This is a genomic window from Chryseobacterium sp. LJ668 (assembly GCF_019613955.1).
In the GTDB taxonomy this organism is placed as follows: Bacteria; Bacteroidota; Bacteroidia; order Flavobacteriales; family Weeksellaceae; genus Chryseobacterium.
The window spans coordinates 2,406,014-2,428,321 of sequence record NZ_CP080443.1 but is presented as its reverse complement, the minus strand read 5'-3'; the positions used below and the strand labels follow the sequence as shown (position 1 = coordinate 2,428,321).

The following is a 22,308-nucleotide window of genomic DNA, read 5'->3' as shown; positions in this document are numbered from 1 at the left end:
GGGTAATAAGTAATCTATGATTGCTTATTACCCATTCTTATTACTTATAAAAATATGTCAAAAAGAGATTATTACGAGGTTCTTGAGGTCAGCAAATCTGCGAGTGCCGACGAAATAAAGAAAGCATACCGAAAAATGGCAATCAAATATCACCCGGACAAAAATCCTGGTGATAAAGAAGCTGAAGATAAATTTAAAGAAGCTGCAGAAGCATATGAAGTCTTAAGTGACGACAATAAGAAAGCTCGTTACGATCAGTACGGACACGCCGGTATGGGCGGTGCAGCCGGTTATGGCGGTGGCGGTTTCGGTGGCGGAATGAATATGGAAGACATCTTCAGCCAGTTCGGAGATATTTTCGGAGGTGGCGGTTTCGGAGGGTTTGGCGGCGGCAGCGGCCGTCAGCAGGTAAAAGGTTCTAATTTAAGAATCAGAATTAAGCTGAATCTTGAAGAGATGGTCAACGGAACACAAAAAACTCTTAAAGTAAAAAAAATGAAGATGGCAGAAGGTGCCACTTCAAAAACGTGCCCTACCTGCAACGGTGCCGGTGTTCAGATGAAAGTAATGAATACCATGTTCGGACAGATGCAGACGCAGACTACATGCGGAACATGTCAGGGAATCGGGAAAGTTGCCGATAAAATTCCTGCCGGAGCAAATGCACAGGGTTTAATAAAAGATGAAGAAGAAATTTCTATAAATATTCCTGCAGGAGCCAGAGACGGTATTCAGCTGAATGTTCGAGGTAAAGGAAATGATGCTCCGTTTGGAGGAATTCCGGGAGATTTGTTGGTTATTGTAGAAGAAGAAGTAGATAAAACCATCAAGAGAGAAGGTGATAATCTGCATCAGGAACTTTATATTTCCTATGCAGAAGCTGCTTTAGGAACTAAAAAAGAAATCCCTACCGTTGGTGGAAAAGTGAAGATCACCGTTGATCCGGGAACGCAATCAGGAAAAATTCTGAGACTTGCCGGGAAAGGTTTGCCGAGTATTGACAGCTATGGTAAGGGAGATATGTTTATTCATATCAATGTTTGGACTCCTCAGACTCTGAATAAGGAACAGAAAGATTTCTTTGAAAAGCAAATGGCAAGCGGCGAAATGGTTGCAGAGCCATCCGGAAAAGAAAAAACTTTTTTCGATAAAGTGAAAGATTTATTTAACTAACATACTAGTGACGTAATAGAGACTTTTTTTAAGTCTCTTTTTTCACTTTAATCCAATTTTATATTTAATTTTATATCTTATTAAAGGTAGCAACTCAAAATGAACTATCAACTTCAACTACGTACACCAGATTCTCATGGGAATCTTGTTTTCAATACAATTATTTTTGATGCATTCAAAGTAAATATTGTAGAGAGATATTATGGTCTTGTTCCAAAATCATGCGATGTTCTATTCAAAGTCAGAACTTTAGATGATCAATTGATCAAAAGAAAAGACGGGCATGTAAAGATTCGGATCAAAGACGAAGATTATGAAACTTATAAGAGATTGCTGAAAGTTTTCAGTACTTACGAATATAAAAATAAACTCATCAGCAGAAATGATGCACAACAAGACTTTGTACATTTTATCTTAAGACTGGTAATTCTGAACTATAATTTAAATTAAGATTCTCTCGATTTCCCTTATAGCATCGGAAATTTCTAATTTCTATATCATTTAGTGCAATCGTTTACGTAAATAAAAGTCACATAGAACTTTCAGATAAACGGATTTCAACATGAGTTATCATGCGTTAAGTGCATAATCATATCTAAAGCAAATATTTTAATTTCTTATTAACATACACCAACGCAAAACTTAACGGAATCAAAACCGATAAAAACATGAGTAATTTAAAGGTTTTGATATCTGCATAAAAATCAGATTTCATAATCAACGGATGTACGACATAAATTGCTGTGGATAGGTTAGCCAGAATCTTTGAAGTTGTTTTAATGTATATTTTTTGGAAGTATAAAAACACCAAAGGACAGGCAAAAAGTAAAGAAAACAATACATCTGCACTTTCTGAGCTTATATTACTATAATTGAAAAACGCTTCTGCAACTACACAAGAGACAGATAAAATAACTAATAAATACGAATTTTTATATCTTGATAAATCAAAATCGTGTCTGTTAATCAAAAAACCAATCGTCAAAAAAGGGAAACATACGAAAAGAAAATTGCGATACATCAAATACATATTAAGTACAAAATCCTGTTCTCTTTCAAAATAATGGAGATTTCCCAAAACCTGCACTACATATCCCAGGAAAAATAAAAACACAGCCAAAGTAATCAGCAGTTTAGAGCTTTTCCTTCTCAATAAATAAAGAATTATTCCCGAAAAAAAAGTTCCGATCAGGTACCATAAATGATGGTATCCAAAAATGACAGTCAGTAAAATCTGTCCGTTATCTTTCCAATGCGTAATATAAATGGCCATCCATATCGCATATAGCAAAAACGTTCTGAAAAGCCATTTCTTCAGCTTTTGCAGGCTATTGATATGTAAGAAATAAAACCCGGTAATAACTAAAAAAACAGGCACTGCAATTCTAAACAATCCATTTACCAGCAAATAACTTAAAAAAGGCTGAGAATCTCTGAGAAAATTCATGTGCAGAAATACGACAAAAAATGCCAAAACAATTTTTAATAAATCAATGGTTAAATTTCTACCCATAACTTTGCGAAAACGAGGCACAATGATGCTTCAATTTTTGCAAAAGTAAATGAAAATTTTAACTTTTAATAAAAATCCTGCTTCGATCAAATCAAGCAGTAGGTTTTTTTTATATTTAAACGAAATTATTTTTTAGTAGCTAAAGTATAGATTTTCTTACCTCCGGTAATTAAAACCAAAGCAATCAGTCCTCCCAATATACCAAAAAGAGCTTGTTTTAGAGTCTCGGGCCACGTCGAAAGTATATGGTGAAGATAATCAATGTTATGATCAAAAATTCCGCCTGCAACCAAAATCAACGCGATTGTACCGATTACTCCCAGAGATTTGATCACAAAAGGAAGAGCTTTAACAAGTAAGTGCCCTAATTTTCCAATAAAACCTTTATCGTTACTTTTTTTTATCAATTTGAAGCCTGCGTCATCCATCCTTACAATTAACGCTACAATTCCATAAACACCAACAGTAGCGATAATCGAAACCACTGAAACAGTGACAATTTCCACAAGCAACGGATTAAATTCTGATTTCAAAGCATGGTAACCATCTTTTGCAGCAGCCAATGCTATAATAACAATTTCCAGAGATAAAATAAAATCAGTAGTAACAGCAGATTTCACTTTGTCTTTCTCAGTATCCTCACCTTCTTTTATTACATCATCAGATTCTTCGATTACTTCGTGTCCTTCTTTTTCTCTGTGAAATAAAAATTCAACAATTTTTTCAATGCCTTCGTAGGCTAAATAGAATCCACCGAAAACTAAAATAATCTTAATTGCCGGTGAATACAGCCACTCAAGAAGGAAAACAAAAGGAACGATAATCAACTTATTGATAAAAGAACCTTTCATGATTTTCATCAGCACAGGGATTTCCCTTGAGGAAAGAAAACCTGTGGCTTTTTCTGCGTTCACCGCCAGATCATCCCCCAAAATACCTGCAGTTTTTTGGGTTGCAATTTTACTTGTAACTGCAACATCATCCATTAAAGCAGCGATATCATCTAAAATCGCAAAAAAACCAGAAGCCATAGTATTTTAATATTTTTATAGTCGTTAATCACGACAAAAATAATGTTTTAATTTGATTTTCAAATTACATCTTTAAAGATGACGCAATGTTTAAGCCATTTTTAGTAGCTAACATCCAAAAAATTAAACAACAGACGATTTTAGAAAATTTAAATTTCAATCTTCTTCCAAGGTTTGTCCGTCATCGCTTCGTCATGTCTTCGTCTGCTTGATTTTATTATTTAACACAGAAATAAATTAAACAGACTATAAAAATCATATCATCCATTTCAAATCAAAATCAAATTCTTCATACCTTTACTCTATGAAAAAGCTGATTCTCAATTACCATTTCTTTGTTTTAGGATTGATAGGATTGGTATTAAATTCTTGTAATACAAAATTCAGAGTTTGGGTGGGAAAAGACAGTCAGAAAATTTATAATTTAAATTACGGCGAACACAAGCGACAGAAAATGGATATTTTTCTGCCTGCAGAGTATGCTCAGGATTCACCTGTTGTCCTTATCATTCACGGCGGCGCCTGGAAATACGGACGGAAGGAACACATGATTAAGATTCAAAAAATGCTTTATGCAAATAATATTCCGAGCATTAATATGAATTACCGTTTGGTTTCCAAACATTTTACTTACAAAGATCAGCTGGACGATATCAATACTGTGATTGAAAAATTCAATTCTCTGTCTGAAAAATCTGAACTTCTCCCTAACAATTATATTCTGTTGGGCGAAAGTGCAGGCGGACATCTGGCTTTGCTTTACGGCTACAGAAATTCAGATAAAATCAAAAAAATCATTTCTTTAAGCGGCCCAACAGATTTTTATTCCCCGGAATATCTCAATTCATTTTACTCAAAATACACCTCAGGAACGGTTCAGAAAATGGTAGGAACTCGTTTTGACAGGAAAAATTTATCCGAAGAATTTCAAAAAGCCAGTCCGATTGCCAATATTACGAATGTTCCTACTCTCCTGTTTCAGGGAAATCAGGATTTCTTAGTGAATCAGAAACAGGGGTTGGCTTTAGATTCTGCACTCACAGCAAAGAATATTCCGCATAAATTTATTTTTATGGATAATACCGGTCATGCCCCCAGATTTTTCAGCAAGGTGAAAAGAGAAAATATTATTTATCCCAATATTCTGGATTGGATAAAAAAATAACCCGCTCAGAGAGCGGGCTATTATATTTTATAAATTGTTATCTTATTTTTCTTTATCAATTAAATCATCTAGAGTTTCATCTTCCAATTTTGGATTTTCTTTTGGTGCTCCTAGCATAAATTTAAGTACAACAGGTAAAGTGGTGATCAAAACAATTACGATGATAATATACTCTAATTTTTGCTTCAGATCTATCCCGAATTGTACTGCAAACAGCTCATTCAGATAATGACCTGCAAAAATCAGGAGAAAAGACCATAATATACCACCGATGATATTGTCTCTTAAAAAGTCTTTTTTGTCCATCTTTACAATTCCTGCAATGATAGGGGTAAAAGTTCTTACTACAGGTAAAAATCTCGCCATAATAATAGCTAAAGCTCCGTTTTTTTCAAAAAAATCATGTGCCTGATAAAGATATTTCTTTTTAAACAAAAAAGTATCTTTTCGTTTGTATAATGCAGGTCCTGTTTTATATCCAAACCAATACCCTACCTGATTTCCTATAATTGCTGCCACTGCAACAGCCGAAGCCAAAATAGTGGTATCCAGAAGCTCGCTTCCTGTAGATCCAAAAGTTTCTTTAATGATTTCTACTGCATAAATTCCCGAAACAAAAAGCAGAGAATCTCCCGGAAGGAAGAAGCCTACAAATAAACCTGTTTCGGCAAAAATGATAAATAATATCAGCCAAAAACCACCCATTTTTATATAAAATTCTGGGTTTAATAAGTCTCTCCAACTATTGAAATCTTCCATAAATAATGATAAGTAACAAAAATAAGCTTAATAAAACTCAGACGAAAGTATATTATGATTTTTTAACAGAAATGTAAACATGATATTTTATAGATCTAAATCATCATCTGAAACCGCCGTTCCGTCAGCCATCAAAAATGCTTTGAGAAAAGGAGTAAGATTACCATTCATTACGGCATCAACGTCTGAAGTCTCATGGCCGGAACGTACATCTTTTACCAATTTATACGGATGCATTACATAGTTTCTGATCTGGCTTCCCCACTCGATTTTCATTTTACCGGCTTCGATTTCGGTACGGGCTTTCAGTCTTTCTTCCAGTTCCATTTCGTACAATCTGGATTTTAATAGCTGCATTGCTTTTTCTTTATTCTGAAGCTGCGAGCGTGATTCGGAGTTTTCAATGATGATTCCGGTAGGAGCGTGTCGCAGACGAACCGCAGTTTCTACCTTATTTACGTTTTGCCCGCCCGCACCAGAACTTCGCATGGTTTCAAATGAAATATCGGCAGGATTAATATTAATTTCAATCGTATCGTCAACCAAAGGATACACATACACCGAAACGAAACTCGTATGGCGCTTTGCATTAGAATCAAACGGTGATATCCTCACCAATCTGTGAACACCATTTTCACCCTTCAAGTAGCCGAACGCATATTCCCCGTCGATTTCAAGCGTCACAGTTTTCACACCGGCAACTTCCCCTTCCTGATAATTGAGTTCTTTTATTTTATAATTCTGCTTTTCTGCCCACATCGTATACATTCTCATCAGCATTGCTGCCCAGTCACAACTTTCAGTTCCGCCCGCTCCTGCTGTAATCTGAATGACTGCAGAAAGCTCATCACCTTCATTGGAGAGCATATTTTTGAACTCGATATTTTCTATTTTCTCCATCAGAATAGGAAAGCTTTCATCGAGTTCTTTTTCAGAATCAGGATCTTCTTTAGCAAATTCCAATAAAACCTGAAGGTCTTCAAACTGAGTATTTATTTCTTCATAATCTTCTACCCACCTTTTTTTTGAACGGAGCTGCTTCAAAAAAACCTCAGCAGCTTTAGGGTTATCCCAAAATTCAGGCGCGGCAGTTTTTTCATCATCATTGGCAATTTCTATCTTCTTTTTATCGATTTGAAGATATTTGTGAAGGTCTGTAATCCTGGATTGAATTTCTTTTATCTGGTCGTTGTTGATCAAAATTGTAAAATTTGAGGTGTAAATTTACGGATAAAATCACTAATCATGGATCAGGAATTGTTGATTAAAATTATCAACTGCTTAATCGTAATATCCTGTCGTTTTCTGAACTGATTTAATGGCATTATTTTCAAAAACAATCAAATAATGTTCACCTTTCGTCATCGAATATTTTGCAAATGGATTTTCTAAAATATCAGCGCGTAAAGAATCCTTTTTAACTTCCGAAAAATAAATATATTTTAAGGGTCCATGAAAATGTTTAACATCTTCAGGTTTTAAAACTCTTTGATCACTGTCTTTTCTCCAGTTCGATTTTGAGTATTTTTTAGAAAGTTTTACAATTTCAGTTTGGTGATAGGAATTTTCGATGGTAAAGTATTCACTTCCATAAATAGAGTATTTTTTCAAAATAAAAACCTTTGGAATTATTTTAATACCGGAAGCGTCAGAATTATAATCTTTTAAAAAAGGTTGTAGTTTATTTTCTTTTCCTGCTAAAGTTTTGTAGGCAAGCTCATATTTTGAAAATTTGAATTTAATTTCTCGGGATTGTTTTTATGAGACGAACAGGAAAAATTGAATACATAAATAAATAATAAGTATCTTAATTTCATTTGTTTATATATAGAAATTTAAAAATATCAAGCCTCACTATTATCGTCTTCATTATGCTGAAAACCAATTAATTGTCTCGGTGTCTCGACTACCCGGTAAGTTTCCAGTTCAGTTTTTAAATTTTTGATTCTTACTTGAAAATCGTCTATATTATTGGTAATAGCGTCAGCCAAAAACCGGGCAATCTGCTCAAGATATTCTTCGGTAAGTTTACTTGCAGCATCCCTCAAAGCAGCATCTAATACTTTCTGATCAATTAACAGTTTTTCGTTTCTGTTTTTACGATACAGATTTTTTAGCCTTTTCTTTAAACTTTGGGTGAAATCGATCAGCATCGTATTGCTGAAGACTTTCATTTTTGAAGCAATTGCATTCCAGAACGGAATTTTATCAGCCTTATTATTTTTAAGAATTTTATATAGAAGAGAATCTTCTTCAAGGCCTTTGGTCATCATATATAAAATGATTTCAGACCTTTCAGCTGCATTTGGAGGAAAAACGGGAACCAAAACATCAAATCTTCCCGGAGCGAGAATTTCTTTGTCAATCTCAGAAACAGATTTTGCAGAACCTATCATCACAAGATCTTCTTTCTCAAATTTGCTGATATAATGAAGAATAATTTCCTGCGTTTCGAGATTGCATGAGGCTACATCCTTCTCTGCATTTCTTTCGGTCATAATTTCATCAAAATCATCCAGAAAAAGCAAAACTTTATCTTCGTTCATCATAGTAACAAGAAAATCGTTAAAATCAGTTTTGTTGCCATCAACGAATGAGGTACCCAGATAATGTTTTTTTACTTCTTTAAAATGGTAATTGATGATTTCGGCAATTTTGTTTGCCCAGAATATCTTTCCGCTGCCGGGAGGACCATACAAAATAATTCCTGCAGGCTTATGAATTCCCCAGTCTTTTAGCTGGCTTTCATTTAAAAAAGGCTCCAAAGCTGTAGATATATAGAAAAATAAATCTCTGTACCCAATAAAATCTCGCTTTTGGAGGCTTGTTTTATATCCAAAGTAATCATAGACAAACTGATAATTGCCCCCGAGTTTCTGGTCAATCCCAAAGCTGGAAATTGATGAGCGGAAAAAACCGTTATCAAAAATATTCTGGTCTTTCTCTTTAATTGCTTTTTCTATTTTTTCTTTGGGCTGGTTGATGGTTTTTGCTATTTGATCGACCGTTTTATTTTTTTCTAAATCTTTTTCATAATCTCTCAGAAAATCTGCGTTTTCGCGGGCAAATTTCTCAAAATCTTTCTTCACCTCAAAATTTGTTGAAATACAGTCACTTAAATCAAGATCAAAATCCTGAATAAAATACTTAATACTTTCTGCCGATATAGCGAGCTCTTTAGCCAATTCTGTTAGCTTCATAAATCATCTTTGATTCAAATTTAATGAAAATTTTCAGAAGAGGGGTGTTGGCTGTTGATGAGGGTATTTAATTATATAAAGCTTTGTACTAAAAATTTTTTTTGAAATAATTTATCGTTCATGAACCCAAACAAACCTCCATCATCCATAATGCAGTAAATTTTAAGCAAAATTCATCCAACCTTGTAACATTTCACGAAAAAGAGAAACCTATTGCATATACAATCAAATTACATGGAAAAAGTGTTATCTGTCAAAAACCTGACTAAAAAATTTAAAAGAGTCGTTGTCAATAATATTTCCTTTGATGTGGAAAGAGGCAATGTATATGGACTTCTTGGTCCCAACGGAAGCGGAAAATCTACTACTTTCGGAATGCTTCTCTCAACTATCAATCCTACAAATGGTGACTGGTTCTGGTTTGGGAAAAAGGGAACCGATTCTGAAACGCTTAAAAAAATCGGGGCAATCATTGAGCAGCCTAACTTTTATCCTTATTTAAGTGCAGAAACCAATCTAAAAATTGTTGCAGAAATCAAAGGAACTCCTTATACAAGAATTGATGAAGTCTTGGGTATTGTCGGTCTTTTAGAACGAAAAAAAGATCCTTTTAAAACTTTTTCTTTAGGGATGAAGCAGCGTCTGGCGATTGCCTCATCATTACTGAATAATCCTGAAGTTTTAATTTTAGATGAACCAACGAACGGTTTGGATCCTGAAGGAATTATCCAGATCAGAGAAATTATCGGGTCGATTGCAAAACAGGGTATTACCATCATCATCGCAAGCCACTTATTAGATGAAATAGAAAAAATCTGCAGCCATGTCATCGTTTTAAAGGAAGGAAACTCAATTTATTCTGGAAGTGTAGACGGAATGACGACCAACACAGGATTTTTTGAATTAAAAGCGGATAATAATACAGTGCTTTTAACTGCTTTGGAAGAGCTGCAGTGGTTTACTTCGGTAAAAATTGATGGCGAGATCGTTAAAGCCCAGATCCGTGATGACGCATCGATTTCTGCATCGAGTTTAAACCAGAAACTGGCAGAGAAAGGAATCTTCCTGTCTCATCTGGCCAAGAAAAAACAATCGCTTGAAACTCAATTCCTTGAACTTGTAAAAAACACTCATTAATCATGTTGAAATTATTAAAACTCGAATATTACAAAAACCTGAATTACAGACCGTTTAAAGTTTTCACCATCTTATATTTTGGTATAATAACACTATTCCTTTTCATTGGTTTGGTTAGCTTTGATTTATTTGGAAAGACAATCAATTTAAAAGAAGAAGGTATCTACAACTTTCCTGAAATCTGGAATTTTACAACATATATCGTTGGGGCTCTAAAAATTTTCTTGGGATTGATTATTGTGTTTTCAATTTGTCAGGAATTTACCAACCGAATGTTTAAACAAAATACAATTGATGGTTTAAGTAGAGAAAATTTCATTGGTTCAAAACTGATAACAATTACTTTGTTTACTATTATTTCTACAATTGTAGTTTTTGGTATAACAATGTTTTTAGGATATAAATATTCAACGACAACAGAATCTGCGAAAATTTATGCTGAAATATTTTTTATAGGAAATTATTTTTTAAAACTTTTTAGTTTTTTCTGCTTTTTAATGTTCCTTTCAATTTTGTTAAGAAAATCAATATTTGTATTTCTTGCCTTATTTGTACTTTGGTTTGCCGAATTTATTATTGGGATTACTGAAGTTCGTTTAAAATTATCCGGACTTACAACAAAAGAACAAATGGAGAATGTACTTCAAAATGATTTTTTCTTTTCTAAATTATTCCCACTGGAAAGTATGTCTAATCTAATCCCTAATCCTTTAGTTAGGCTAAATACAGCAAAATTCATTGGTCTGAAATATGAATTTACCTACCCTACAGAAAGCTTAATTGCTTGCCTTGGTTGGTGTGCAATCTTCATTATCGGTTCATACTGGATTTTAAAGAAAAGAGATTGGTAATTTTATAATTATCAGATATAAATTATTCAGATACGAAAGTGATTCATTATTGAGTCACTTTTTTTATTTAAATTTAAACCAATGATTTCAGGAAAGAAAATATACTATGTTCCCGGGTTGATAAGTGCATTATTGATTCCTGTTTTGTTTTGGTATTTGGGGAATCGAAAACTAAATGAGCCTATTTACAACATTATGGATTTTGGAATTCCGGCAAAATATGATCCTAAAATCCCGATTGACAGACAAAATACTCTTGAACAAATAAGAAATTGGAACTATCAAAAAATAGAAGTAAAACCCAATGAAGCTCGTCAAAATTCTAAATTGTACATTTCAGAAATTAAAAAACTACAGCGAGATAACAAAAAAGAATCAGGAATTGAATTCATTTTAAATAAAGAAAATTCTTACGATGATTTTATTTCTTTAATTAATGATATGCATATTTCCAAACAAGAACATTATGGTATTGACTTAGAAAAGACCGGTCATTTTTTTGTTGTTCATTATTATAAAGACTCAAATACGGAAGAATTTGCATATGATTGCTTACTTTGTTACGATGTGATTCGTAATGAATATAAGCCAACAGTATTCGAAGATTTCCAATTTTTCCTAAAACAACTTCCCAAAGAAACTTTCTATTTAATCTTCAGCTTCTTAATCTTCATGAACATTTCCATGTTCAGCATTAAAGAAAGGTTTTTAAACTAAAAAAGTTGCCTTTCGACAACTTTTCAATTTTATTTCTTCGCTTTTGGCGGGTTTGCTTTTCTGGCTTCTTCAAAAAGTCCAGGTTCAATGTGACAGTATCCACCCGGATTTGCGTTCAGATAATCTTGGTGATAATCTTCAGCTCGGTAGAAATTCTTCAGTGTTTCAACTTCTACAACAACAGGTTTAGAATAGTTTTTTGACAATTCTTCAACTTCATTTTTCACAATTGCTTCAGTACTTTTATCCGTAAAATAAATTCCGCTGCGATAATTATCTCCGACATCATTTCCCTGTCTGTTTAAAGTAGTAGGGTCTATTGATTTAAAATAAAGTTCAATCAGCAGTTTCAGATCTACCTCATCTGCATCATACTTCACTTTCACCGCCTCCGTAAAACCTGTTGTATGACTTGTCACTTCTTCGTAAGTTGGATTTTTGGTTTTCCCATTGGCATAGCCTACTTCAGTTCCTACAACGCCTCTTACTTGTTGAAAAAGATGTTCTGTTCCCCAGAAACATCCGCCTGCAAAATAAATTTCTTTTACATTTCCTGCTTCCATAATTTTTTCATTTTTATTTTCAGTTTCTCTTGGCTTAATTTTGCCGGCATCTCCACAACTTGCTGCAAAGACAGCTATTCCCAGAAATAATCCGAACAATATCAGTATATTTTTCATTTTTTGTTTGTTATGCTTAATCATTTGTTGATGTAATTTTTAGAACACTTTTATTAGATGCAAATTTCACGCTAAAATTAAATTGAATCTTTGTGAATCTTCATTTAATAATTTCTTTGATATCATATACGAAAAAAAGTAAAAAATGGTTTGTTTTAAAAGGTTTACGAGATAATTTTCATTAATTCATTACAACTCTATTTCGCAATCACTTAAAAATATTAAATTTGCATCCTTATCAATTTTTTTGATATTTAAAGCTATAAAAAATGACCTCACAGGAAATACGCCAACAGTTTTTAGACTATTTTAAAAGTAAAAACCACCTTATCGTTCCATCTGCACCCATCGTGCTGAAAGATGATCCTACGCTGATGTTTTCCAACTCCGGAATGACACAGTTCAAAGATTTTTTCTTAGGATATAAAACCCCTACTGCACCAAGAATTGCCGATACCCAAAAGTGCCTGAGAGTTTCGGGAAAGCATAACGATTTGGATGATGTAGGCCGTGATACGTATCATCACACGATGTTTGAAATGTTGGGCAACTGGTCTTTCGGTGACTACTTTAAAAAAGAAGCCATTTCCTGGGCTTGGGAATTGTTGACAGAAGTGTACGGAATTCCAAAGGAAAATCTATATGTAACCATTTTTGAAGGTGACGAAAAAGAGAATCTGGAAAGAGATACTGAAGCTTATGATTTGTGGAAACAATTTGTTTCTGAAGACCGAATAATCAACGGGAACAAAAAAGATAATTTCTGGGAAATGGGAGCGAGTGGACCTTGCGGACCTTGTTCTGAAATTCATGTAGACTTGAGAACTCCGGAGGAAAAAGCTAAAATTTCCGGTTTGGAATTAGTGAATAATGACCATCCTCAAGTGGTTGAAATCTGGAATCTCGTATTCATGCAGTTCAACAGAAAAGCAGACGGTTCTCTTGAAAATCTTCCTGCAAGACACATTGATACGGGAATGGGCTTCGAGCGTCTTTGTATGGCTTTACAGCAAAAAGAATCCAATTATGATACTGATGTTTTTACCCCTTTGATTGCTAAAGTGGAAGAACTTTCAGGTAAAAAATATACAGGAATTTTAACGGACGAAAAAGATATTGCGATCCGTGTGGTGGTAGATCACATCAGAGCGGTTTCTTTTGCAATTGCAGACGGACAGTTGCCTTCCAACGGTGGTGCCGGTTATGTGATCAGAAGAATTTTAAGAAGAGGAATTTCTTACGCATATCGATTTTTAGACAGAAAAGAACCTTTCCTTTTTGAATTGGTCGCTGTACTTCAAAATCAAATGGGAGAATTCTTCCCTGAACTGGAAAAACAAGGAAAATTAGTTACTGAAGTCATTAAAAGTGAAGAAGAATCTTTCTTAAAAACCATTGAAAACGGTTTATTAAGAGTAGAAAAATTAATTCAGCAGACAATTGCTGAAGGTTCTAAAGTTTTACCAAGCGTAGAAGTTTTTGAACTATATGACACTTATGGTTTCCCTGATGACTTGACGAGAATTATTGCGGAAGAAAAAGGTTTGACCATCGATGAAGCTGGTTTTGAAGCTGAAATGGCAAAGCAAAAGCAACGTTCTAAAAAAGACTCAGCTTCTAAAGTTTATGACTGGGTAGTTTTAGAAGAAAAACCTGAAAATTTTGTAGGTTATGACCAGATTGAAGCCGAAACTTACATTACTAGATACAGAAAAGTAGAAAATAAAGACGGCGAATTTTATCAGGTCGTATTGAGCAACTCCCCTTTCTATCCTGAAGGTGGTGGACAAATCGGTGATAAAGGTGTGTTGGAAAATGCAGTTGAAAGTTTTGAAGTTTTAGAAACCAAAAAGGAAAACGGGTTGATTATTTCTTTAATCAACGGACTTCCGAAAGATGCAGGAGCTATTTTTTACGCTAAAGTCAACGCAACCGAAAGAAAAAATTCTCAGGCAAATCACTCTGTAACACATTTGCTGCACGAGGCTTTGAGAGAAGTTTTAGGAACTCATGTTGAACAGAAAGGTTCATTTGTTGGTCCGGATTATCTGCGTTTTGACTTCTCGCATTTCAGTAAAATGACGGAGGAAGAATTGGCTTTAATCGAAGAAAAAGTCAATGCAAAAATCAAAGAAAATATTGCTCTTCAGGAGTTCAGAAACATTCCTATTCAGGAGGCGATTGATAAAGGTGCAATGGCATTGTTTGGTGAAAAATACGGTGATAGTGTGAGAATGATCCAGTTTGGAAGTTCAAAAGAATTGTGCGGGGGAACTCACGTTAAACATACAAGCGAAATCGGTCATTTTAAAATCAATTCTGAAAGTTCTGTTGCGGCAGGTATCAGAAGGATTGAAGCAATCTCCGGAGACAAATCTGAAGAGTATTTCACGAGTTTAGAAAAGCAGATTATTGAACTTTCTCATTTGCTTAAATCAAAAGATATTGTAAAATCGATTGAGAAATTAATGGAAGAAAATTCAACTCTAAAATCTGAAGTTGAATCTCTGAAAAAAGAAAAAGCAAAAGGCGAAATCGGCGACTGGAAAACGGCTTATGAACACAAAGGAGATAAACAGCTTTTAGTGAAGAAAACCTCTCTGGATGCAGGTTCTGTGAAAGACATTGTATTCCAGCTTAAGAAGGAAATTCCGACTTCTGTAACAATTGTTTTATCAGATTACGACGGAAAACCAATGATTACTGTAGGAATTTCTGATGACCTGGCTTCAAGCTATCAAGCAGGAACAATCGTGAAAGATTTAGCAAAAGAAATACAAGGCGGAGGAGGAGGAAATCCCGGCTTTGCAACAGCAGGAGGCAAAAATCTTAATGGCCTGGAAAATGCGTATCAAAAGGCTTTAGAGATCTAATTCATTTTAAATATTTAATACAAAACAGAAACTTATGTTTCTGTTTTTTTATTATCTTTCTCAAAATATTATTTATGAAAAACATACTCATTATCTTTTTAACTTCGTTAATGCTCGTTGCATGCAAAACGAAAGAAGACAAAGTACAGGATTTTGTCAAAATGTATAACGGCAGCTCTTCAATGATGATCAATCAGATGATCAGGTCTACCAGCGCAAGCTCTACATCACCCGATCAAATCAATATTGATGTCAATACGACTTATCAAAGCAACGATATAGAGAGTGAGTTGGTCAGCAAATCTCTTCCTGATCTCATTGCTCAGGCAATTAAAAGTGAAAAATTAGGAAAAGAACTTTTTGAGAGCGGCGTTAAATTTAATCTGAAAGTATACAGTGCAGATTCGAAGGTGATTATTGACAAAATGATCGATAACAAAAATGTAAAGGAGTCTGTAGATTTCAAAGCTATCGCAGCAGGTGAGAAACCAAACTCAGATGAATTGAACCAAATTCTGGAAGCATTTAATAAAAACCTGCCTATTGTAGATCAAACTACAGGTACAAAAATTGTCAGTATTAAAGCAGACGAACACAAAAACATCATTTATACCAATGAGGTTCCGGACAGCTATATTCCCATGTTGAAAGTTGTAGGTGCTGACAAGCTGATGAAAGATGAGATGGTAAAAACTCCTCAAATCCGACAAATTTTCACTCAAACATCCAGATTGGGTGTTAATAATCTTAAATACCTATACACAGACTCTGAAGGCAACATGATTAAAGAAATTGTGATTTCTAAAAATGATATAAAATAAAACATATCTGTGGCAATTTTATTTGAATCTACACTCCGGAATTTAGTATTCCGGAGTTTTTTTGACTGGTAATGACCGATAAAATGGACATCGAAAAAGCTTTTTTGAAAGAAGAAATATCAGTAATTTTGTTGCAGATTTTTTTCATGAAAAAAGGGCTTGTTTTAATGTTTCTGTCGTTGTTTGTTTTTGGTTTTTCACAATCAAAAATTACAGTAATCAATGAAATCAAAGGAACACCCATTGCCAATGCAACAATTTCCTGTAACGATAAAATTTTAGGAAAAACAGATGACAGCGGCTATCTTGAGTTTAAAACAAAATGCAAAAACATCCAGATTACAGCAGAAAATCATTTTAGAGAGAGCGCATTGGTTGAAGATGTAATGACGGTCACGCTTATCAACGCCTCCTCAAAAACCAAGTCTATAGAAACGGTCATCCTTGAAGACAAAAGTGATCCTCAAGCGCTTGAAATTCTAAGAAAAACAGATCAGCTTTTCAAAAGCAATTCGCCAAAGAGTTTAGATTCTTATGCCTATAAATCTTATGAGAAAATTTCTTTAGATATTGATCAGGACAGTATTTCGGCATTTAATGAAGCTTTTAATAACAACTTTAATCTTTTCAAAAAGCAGAAAACAAATGATTCCATCAGTGATGTTTCAGCAAGGAGAATATTTTCAAAAAGCAAACTATTTCTATGGGAAAGAGCTCAGGAATACCTATTCTCTAAAAAATTAGGAGAGAAAGTGAATATTCTTGACAACCGTATTTCAGGCCTCAAGCAGCCTATTTATGAAATGATTGCGCTACAGGGTAACAGAGACAAAGTCCCGAACCAGATCAAACCGGAAAACCGGGGTTTGTACAGATTTTATCTTACTGACACGATCGAAATCGACGGCAGGAAAAATTTCGTGATCCGTTTTCGTGAAGTGAGCTATAAAAAAACAGTAAAAAAAAGGAAATTCAGCGGATATCTTTACATTGATATCGATACTTACGGTATAAAAAAAATAGAGAGCATCAGCAAAGATAAAAATGTAGGAAATATTGCAAGCACTTGGATTTTTTTTAACAACAAATGGTTTTTATCCGAAGAAAGTGTAAAACTGAGAATGAGCCGAATGATGATGGATAATACAGAACCCTCATCTGATGCCGTAGAAAACAATTCAAAAAGACACAAAAAAAGCTTTGGAACGTATGCATACCTGAGTTCAAAGTATTTTGACTACCAATCGCCGATCGTAGAAGATCCTAAACATTTTAAAGGCTATACTTTCACGGTAAAAAATGCCGACGGAAAAACCCTTCAGAAGTATCGTACAGAACCTTTGTCAGAAAGAGAAAAAAACACTTATTTCGTTATCGACAGTTTAGGAAAGAAATATAATATCGACCGTAAGGCAAGAATTTTAACCGGCTTGATTAACGGACAGGTTAGGGTCAGGAGTTTTGATTTTGATATTGGGGAAGTCATTAATTACAATTTATACGAGGGCTTCAGATTTGGCTTAAAAGCAAAGCTAAATGAGAATTTCAATCCCTATTTTTCGCCGGATTACTATTTTGCGTATGGCCTCAACGATGAAAAATATAAATACGGAATTGGTATCGATATCAAAACCACGCTCGATAAAAATTCTTTTTTCAGGATTGAATATGATGATGACGTCAACTCATCCGGTGAGTTTTACCGCAGACTATGGACTTTCAGAATGCGCATGATGAATTATGGGAACAACATCAATAATGACAAATATTACCGTTACCAAGGTGTTACGGTTTCTTATCTGAACGATGTCTCCAATGGTCTTACACTGGCTTTTGCAGCAAAAAGAAATACCGAAGAAGCAAAATTTGATTACAGTTTCAGAAATAGCGGTGCCGCTTTTGAAAATTTCAACACACTGGTAACTTTGAAGTATTCTCCAAATTCTACCAACATCATGACACCGCAGGGGAAATCTCTGATTGATCAGAAATACCCTGAATTGTATTTTAATTTTGAACAAAGCTTTAAAGCTTTGGGTGGAGATTTTAATTACACTCGATTCGATGCACTTTTTGTACAGAATTTCAAAACCCGTCTGGGAACTACCGGATTACGATTATACGGCGGAGTGGTTTTAGGCGAAGCTCCTATTTGGAAGCATTTTACGATGAATGGTCTGGCTTCTCCAAGCCGGGATATTAATTTTAACCTCACCTCCTATCTGGGATTTGCCACATTAGAAGGCAGAAAATTCTATAATGACAGGTTTGCGGCATATTATCTTACGCATAAGCTTCCCTGGTATTTCAAAAGCATCGGGCAGAATGTTTCGAGCTTAGATTTTGTATTGCGGGGAACTATTGGTGATATGAAACATCCTGAATACCACGATTTCAGATTCAGGAAATTAGATCATTTGTATCAGGAAGTAGGTTTGGAATGGAATAACTTTCTTTCGTCTTATTTTAATTTGGGCGTTTTTTACAGGGTCGGATATTATACAACATATAGTTTTAAACAGAATTTTGCCTTTCAGTTTAAACTTAAATTATTAGAATTTTAGCATGAAAAAAATAGAAATAAAAGCAGAGCAATTTTTTGAATTATTAAGGTTAAAAGACACTTCAATGTGGGCCATTTTCTCTCAGATGATTGACGGTGAAGAGAAAGAAATGATATTTTTAGACAATGAAGATAAGGTTTTGTTCAACTATATTTTACCTGGCGATAAAGAAAAGCTTGAGGAAGACAGAATACAATTTTCTAAAGAATTTGCCGAAAAACAGGCTCATCTAAATTGATAAATTAAATATCTTAAGGATTATAGCATCTGCGGCACTTTTTTTGCCATTGCTGGTTTGGTTTACATTATATTATTTAAAAGAAAAATAATTAATAGAAACCATTAAACCGCTCTAAGTTAGTCACTCTCTATGAAAAAACTATATATCCTGCTGTTGTCATTTATTTACATCAGCTTTTTTTCGCAATCAAAACTGATTGTTAAAAACTCTGCAGATCAATCGGTAATTCCGAATGCTTCCGTTTCCTGTAATGATAAACTTGTAGGGAAAACGGATGCTTCCGGTGTGCTCAATTTTAGAACAAAGTGCAAAAAAGTTGAAGTTTCGGCAAAAGGTTTTTTTGAAGATGATGTGGTTGTAGATAAAGTCATGGAAGTTTTTTTAAGTAAAGCCGATCCCAAAACTCAAAATATCAAAACAGTATTTTTAGAGGATAAAAGTGATCCTAGAGCATTAGAAATTCTCCGAAAAATAAACGAAAATTACCATCAGAATTCACCGCTGAGCTTAGATTCTTATTCATTTAAATCTTATGAGAAAATCTCTCTTGATTTTGACGAAGACAGTATTAAAGCATACAACGCATACATTGCCAACCGAATTGATTCTTTAAAAAATCTTCCGCAGCAGCCGATGAAAGCTCAGGAAAGAAAAGATTCGTTGGAATCTGTAAATCTTATGAAACTCGTTGGAAAAAGCAAAATGTTTCTTTGGGAAAGAGCTTCACAAAGCTTGTATTCAAAAAAATATGGCGAAAAAACCAATATACTAGATAATAAAATTGCCGGTTTAAAAGAGCCTATTTATGAATTAATGGCTTTTCGTTCCAACAGAAATGTAGTTCCAAAAGAAATTCGTGAAGAAAACAGAAATTTATATCGCTTTTTTCTTACCGATTCTATAGAAATTGACGGCAAACAAAATTATGTGATCCGTTTTCGTCAGGTAGACTACAAAGAAGCCGTCAACAAAAGAAAGTTTAACGGATATCTTTATGTAGACAAAGAAACTTATGCTCTGAAAAAGATTGAAAGCAACAGCAAAATTAAGAGCGAAGGAAGCATTACAAGCATTTGGAAACCCATTGAAAATAAATGGTTTCTGGTAAAAGAGAACTACAAACTCAAAATGGGTACAACAGCTTTTGATACCGAGGATAAATCTGATAAAAATAAATCCAAAGAAGAAAAAGAAGCTGATAAAAACAACAGAAAGAAATTTGGAAGCTATGCTTTTGCAACAGCCGACTATTTCGATTTTAAAACTCCAATCGAAGAAAAACCTCAAGACTTTAAAGGCTATACTATCGGAGTGAAAAACTCAGACGGAAAACTTATCGATCAGTATAGAACTGAAAATCTGACTGATCGTGAAGTAACAACGTATACAAAAATAGACAGCTTAAGCAGTAAATACAAACTCGACCAGAAAGCAAAAGCACTCACCGGTTTACTGAAAGGAAAAATAAGAGTAGGTATGGTAGATTTTGATTTGGCCCGGATTATAGGTTATAATAAATATGAGCATTTCCGTTTTGGAGCAGGAGCGAAACTGAACGAAAAATTCAACAAATATATTTCTCCAGATGCGTATTTTGCTTACGGAATTTATGACAAAGATTTCAAATATGGAGCAGGTATTGATGTTCGCACGACGTTAGAAAAAAACTCTTTTTTCCGTGTCGAATATTTTAATGATGTTATGGCTGCAGGACGGTTTTCAGAAAATTTATGGAATTTTAGAATGAAAATTATGAATTCCGGAGTTGCGCTAAATAACGGAGTCTTCTATGGTTATGAAGGTTTTAAAGTAAGCTATGAAAATGACATTACCAATTCGCTGACTATAAATATTTCAGCAAAAAAAACAGAGGAAGAATCTAAGTTTGCTTACAACTACAGAGGTTTAGGAAATCAGTTTGACATTACATCTTCTACGATCACACTAAAATATTCTCCCAACTCAAAAAACATCATGACTCCCACCGGGAAATATACTTACGAGCAAAATCTTCCTGAATTGTATCTGAATTATGAACAAAGTTTTAAAACTTTTGATGGAGATTTTAATTTCAGCAGATTTGATGCGCTTTTCGTACATAGTTTCAAAACAAAACTGGGCGTTACCGGCATCAGAGCGTATGGTGGAATTATTACCGGCGAAGCACCGATCTGGAAAAATTTTACAATGAACGGTTTGGGTAACGGACATGGCGGTTTAAACTTTAATCTAACCTCATACCTTGGTTTTGCAACCATGGAAGGTGGAAAATATTATAATGATAAATTCGTAGGTGCCTATCTTACCCATCGATTGCCTTGGTATTTTAAAAGCTTTGGGAAAAATGTTTCAAGCTTTGATTTTATCTACAGAGGAACGATTGGTGATATGAAAGACAAAGAATTTCATCAGTTTGAGTTTGAAAAGCTTGATCATTTATATAATGAATTAGGATTGGAATGGAATAATTTCCTATCCTCACAGTTCAACCTCGGGTTTTTCTACAGAGTCGGACATTACAACACCCCAAAATTTAAAGATAATTTTGCCATTCAGTTTAAACTAAAATTGCTCGGATTTTAATATAGTAAGGAGTAATTATAATTAAACGTCTGACAAATAATTTTATAAAAACCTCCGACAAACTAGATTTTGGGAGGTTTTTTTAGAAAAAATTAATTATTTAGAAAATGATCAATCGTTTTTTTCGCTTCGGCTACATCATGAACCCTTAGAATTTTTGTGCCTTGTTGTAATATCGTCCTATGAAATTTTTGCGTCTCTTCGTTGATATCCAAAGGTGATTTTCCTAAAGGTTTATAAATAAAAGATTTTCTTGAAATTCCAACCAGCAAAGGGAAATTACCAAAGCCTAAAAACTCAACTTCATCCATCATTTTCATCTGATCTTCCACTGCTTTCCCGAAACCAAAACCGGGATCAAGTATAATGTCTTTAATTCCTTTTTTCAATAATTCATCGGTTTTCTTTGAAAAATATTGGTTGACTGTTACAATAATATCTGCAAAAAAAGTTTTTTCGTGCATGGTTTGATAAGACGAATTCACATGCATCAAGATGTAAGGAAGTTTTGTTTCGGCAACTGCATCAAGCATTTCTTCATCAAACTGTCCACCTGAAATATCATTCACAATATCAATTCCTTCATCAAAACCAAACTTTACCGTTTCCGCATAAAAAGTATCTAAAGAAACCAAAACTTCCGGAAATTCTCCTTTAATTTTAGAAATCACCTTCCCTATTCTTCCAATCTCTTCATCACTGCTTAAAAATTCCGCTTTCGGGCGTGTAGATTGTGCACCAATATCAATAATTGAAGCACCATCTCTCAATAATTTTTCAGCTTGCTGCAACGCAGATTTTTCATCATTAAATTGTCCTCCGTCAGAAAAAGAATCAGGGGTCAGATTCAGAATTCCCATAATTTTAGGAATTTCTAGACAGATTAACTTTCCGTTGCAGTTCAGCGAATGAGATATTGTTTTAGACGGATGATTCATGTCACAAATTTAAAAAACTAAACCTAATTCCTGCTACCTAAAACCTAATTCGTATATTTGGA

At 34.2% G+C, this 22,308-nt stretch carries 18 protein-coding genes and 1 pseudogene; 11 read left to right on the top strand and 8 right to left on the bottom strand.

Features of this window, described 5'->3' with window-relative positions; all coding sequences use genetic code 11:
- The first annotated feature begins 54 nt into the window (after positions 1–54).
- Complete coding sequence (gene dnaJ, locus K0U91_RS11405; protein ID WP_220179715.1) at positions 55–1,173, top strand: molecular chaperone DnaJ; 1,119 nt, start codon at positions 55–57, stop codon at positions 1,171–1,173.
- Positions 1,174–1,272: 99 nt separating this feature from the next.
- Positions 1,273–1,623, top strand: coding sequence for a prevent-host-death protein (locus tag K0U91_RS11400; protein WP_219969538.1), 351 nt, complete (start codon positions 1,273–1,275; stop codon positions 1,621–1,623).
- 145 nt (positions 1,624–1,768) lie between these two features.
- On the opposite strand, the gene K0U91_RS11395 is transcribed toward K0U91_RS11400, so the two are convergent.
- Complete coding sequence (locus K0U91_RS11395; RefSeq protein WP_220179714.1) at positions 1,769–2,686, bottom strand: acyltransferase family protein; 918 nt, start codon at positions 2,684–2,686, stop codon at positions 1,769–1,771.
- Between the two features lie 125 nt (positions 2,687–2,811).
- Positions 2,812–3,717, bottom strand: a complete 906-nt coding sequence (locus tag K0U91_RS11390; RefSeq protein WP_219969540.1) for a DUF808 family protein — start codon at positions 3,715–3,717, stop codon at positions 2,812–2,814.
- A gap of 304 nt (positions 3,718–4,021) precedes the next feature.
- Here K0U91_RS11390 and K0U91_RS11385 point away from each other — a divergent pair, with 304 nt between their 5' ends.
- Positions 4,022–4,882 carry an alpha/beta hydrolase gene (locus tag K0U91_RS11385; RefSeq protein ID WP_220179713.1) on the top strand — a complete coding sequence of 287 codons (861 nt, stop codon included), beginning with the start codon at positions 4,022–4,024 and terminating at the stop codon, positions 4,880–4,882.
- 42 nt (positions 4,883–4,924) lie between these two features.
- On the opposite strand, the gene K0U91_RS11380 is transcribed toward K0U91_RS11385, so the two are convergent.
- The 4 genes from K0U91_RS11380 to K0U91_RS11365 form a co-directional block, all read right to left on the bottom strand.
- Positions 4,925–5,641, bottom strand: coding sequence for a DedA family protein (locus K0U91_RS11380; protein WP_219969542.1), 717 nt, complete (start codon positions 5,639–5,641; stop codon positions 4,925–4,927).
- 87 nt (positions 5,642–5,728) lie between these two features.
- A complete protein-coding gene (gene prfB, locus K0U91_RS11375; protein WP_220179712.1) occupies positions 5,729–6,841 on the bottom strand; it encodes a peptide chain release factor 2 in 1,113 nt (370 codons plus the stop codon).
- A gap of 81 nt (positions 6,842–6,922) precedes the next feature.
- On the bottom strand, positions 6,923–7,252 hold the full coding sequence (locus K0U91_RS11370; RefSeq protein ID WP_220179711.1) for a hypothetical protein: 330 nt from the start codon (positions 7,250–7,252) through the stop codon (positions 6,923–6,925).
- 233 nt (positions 7,253–7,485) lie between these two features.
- Positions 7,486–8,841, bottom strand: a complete 1,356-nt coding sequence (locus tag K0U91_RS11365) for an AAA family ATPase (protein WP_220179710.1) — start codon at positions 8,839–8,841, stop codon at positions 7,486–7,488.
- 234 nt (positions 8,842–9,075) lie between these two features.
- On the opposite strand from K0U91_RS11365, the gene K0U91_RS11360 reads away from it, so the two are divergent.
- The 3 genes from K0U91_RS11360 to K0U91_RS11350 all read left to right on the top strand — a co-directional run bounded on the left by K0U91_RS11360 (position 9,076) and on the right by K0U91_RS11350 (position 11,546).
- A complete protein-coding gene (locus tag K0U91_RS11360; RefSeq protein ID WP_219969546.1) occupies positions 9,076–9,978 on the top strand; it encodes an ABC transporter ATP-binding protein in 903 nt (300 codons plus the stop codon).
- 2 nt (positions 9,979–9,980) lie between these two features.
- Positions 9,981–10,829 (top strand): ABC transporter permease, encoded by an 849-nt coding sequence (locus tag K0U91_RS11355; protein ID WP_219969547.1) that lies wholly within the window; start codon positions 9,981–9,983, stop codon positions 10,827–10,829.
- Between the two features lie 81 nt (positions 10,830–10,910).
- Positions 10,911–11,546: a hypothetical protein gene (locus K0U91_RS11350; RefSeq protein ID WP_219969548.1), complete on the top strand. Its 636-nt coding sequence runs from the start codon at positions 10,911–10,913 to the stop codon at positions 11,544–11,546.
- 41 nt (positions 11,547–11,587) lie between these two features.
- Here the strand turns inward: K0U91_RS11350 and msrA are convergent.
- A pseudogene (msrA, locus tag K0U91_RS11345) lies at positions 11,588–12,226 on the bottom strand (peptide-methionine (S)-S-oxide reductase MsrA); the annotation flags it as partial.
- Between the two features lie 269 nt (positions 12,227–12,495).
- Here msrA and alaS point away from each other — a divergent pair.
- The 5 genes from alaS (at position 12,496) to K0U91_RS11320 (ending at position 21,308) form a co-directional block, all read left to right on the top strand.
- Positions 12,496–15,099 carry an alanine--tRNA ligase gene (alaS, locus tag K0U91_RS11340; protein WP_220179708.1) on the top strand — a complete coding sequence of 868 codons (2,604 nt, stop codon included), beginning with the start codon at positions 12,496–12,498 and terminating at the stop codon, positions 15,097–15,099.
- 74 nt (positions 15,100–15,173) lie between these two features.
- Complete coding sequence (locus K0U91_RS11335; protein WP_220179707.1) at positions 15,174–15,920, top strand: hypothetical protein; 747 nt, start codon at positions 15,174–15,176, stop codon at positions 15,918–15,920.
- 83 nt (positions 15,921–16,003) lie between these two features.
- Positions 16,004–18,484, top strand: a complete 2,481-nt coding sequence (locus K0U91_RS11330; protein ID WP_259429336.1) for a hypothetical protein — start codon at positions 16,004–16,006, stop codon at positions 18,482–18,484.
- A gap of 1 nt (position 18,485) precedes the next feature.
- On the top strand, positions 18,486–18,722 hold the full coding sequence (locus tag K0U91_RS11325) for a hypothetical protein (RefSeq protein WP_219969552.1): 237 nt from the start codon (positions 18,486–18,488) through the stop codon (positions 18,720–18,722).
- Between the two features lie 132 nt (positions 18,723–18,854).
- On the top strand, positions 18,855–21,308 hold the full coding sequence (locus K0U91_RS11320; RefSeq protein WP_220179705.1) for a DUF5686 family protein: 2,454 nt from the start codon (positions 18,855–18,857) through the stop codon (positions 21,306–21,308).
- Positions 21,309–21,400: 92 nt separating this feature from the next.
- Here the strand turns inward: K0U91_RS11320 and folP are convergent, their stop codons facing one another.
- Positions 21,401–22,246: a dihydropteroate synthase gene (folP, locus tag K0U91_RS11315; protein ID WP_258561867.1), complete on the bottom strand. Its 846-nt coding sequence runs from the start codon at positions 22,244–22,246 to the stop codon at positions 21,401–21,403.
- Between the last annotated feature and the right edge of the window lie 62 nt (positions 22,247–22,308).

Coding starts and splice junctions, on each gene's coding strand:
- dnaJ (WP_220179715.1), top strand. CDS start 55: ATGTCAAAAAGAGATTATTACGAGGTTCTTGAGGTCAGCAAATCTGCG.
- K0U91_RS11400 (WP_219969538.1), top strand. CDS start 1,273: ATGAACTATCAACTTCAACTACGTACACCAGATTCTCATGGGAATCTT.
- K0U91_RS11395 (WP_220179714.1), bottom strand. CDS start 2,686: ATGGGTAGAAATTTAACCATTGATTTATTAAAAATTGTTTTGGCATTT.
- K0U91_RS11390 (WP_219969540.1), bottom strand. CDS start 3,717: ATGGCTTCTGGTTTTTTTGCGATTTTAGATGATATCGCTGCTTTAATG.
- K0U91_RS11385 (WP_220179713.1), top strand. CDS start 4,022: ATGAAAAAGCTGATTCTCAATTACCATTTCTTTGTTTTAGGATTGATA.
- K0U91_RS11380 (WP_219969542.1), bottom strand. CDS start 5,641: ATGGAAGATTTCAATAGTTGGAGAGACTTATTAAACCCAGAATTTTAT.
- K0U91_RS11365 (WP_220179710.1), bottom strand. CDS start 8,841: ATGAAGCTAACAGAATTGGCTAAAGAGCTCGCTATATCGGCAGAAAGT.
- K0U91_RS11360 (WP_219969546.1), top strand. CDS start 9,076: ATGGAAAAAGTGTTATCTGTCAAAAACCTGACTAAAAAATTTAAAAGA.
- K0U91_RS11355 (WP_219969547.1), top strand. CDS start 9,981: ATGTTGAAATTATTAAAACTCGAATATTACAAAAACCTGAATTACAGA.
- K0U91_RS11350 (WP_219969548.1), top strand. CDS start 10,911: ATGATTTCAGGAAAGAAAATATACTATGTTCCCGGGTTGATAAGTGCA.
- alaS (WP_220179708.1), top strand. CDS start 12,496: ATGACCTCACAGGAAATACGCCAACAGTTTTTAGACTATTTTAAAAGT.
- K0U91_RS11335 (WP_220179707.1), top strand. CDS start 15,174: ATGAAAAACATACTCATTATCTTTTTAACTTCGTTAATGCTCGTTGCA.
- K0U91_RS11330 (WP_259429336.1), top strand. CDS start 16,004: ATGGACATCGAAAAAGCTTTTTTGAAAGAAGAAATATCAGTAATTTTG.
- K0U91_RS11325 (WP_219969552.1), top strand. CDS start 18,486: ATGAAAAAAATAGAAATAAAAGCAGAGCAATTTTTTGAATTATTAAGG.
- K0U91_RS11320 (WP_220179705.1), top strand. CDS start 18,855: ATGAAAAAACTATATATCCTGCTGTTGTCATTTATTTACATCAGCTTT.
- folP (WP_258561867.1), bottom strand. CDS start 22,246: ATGAATCATCCGTCTAAAACAATATCTCATTCGCTGAACTGCAACGGA.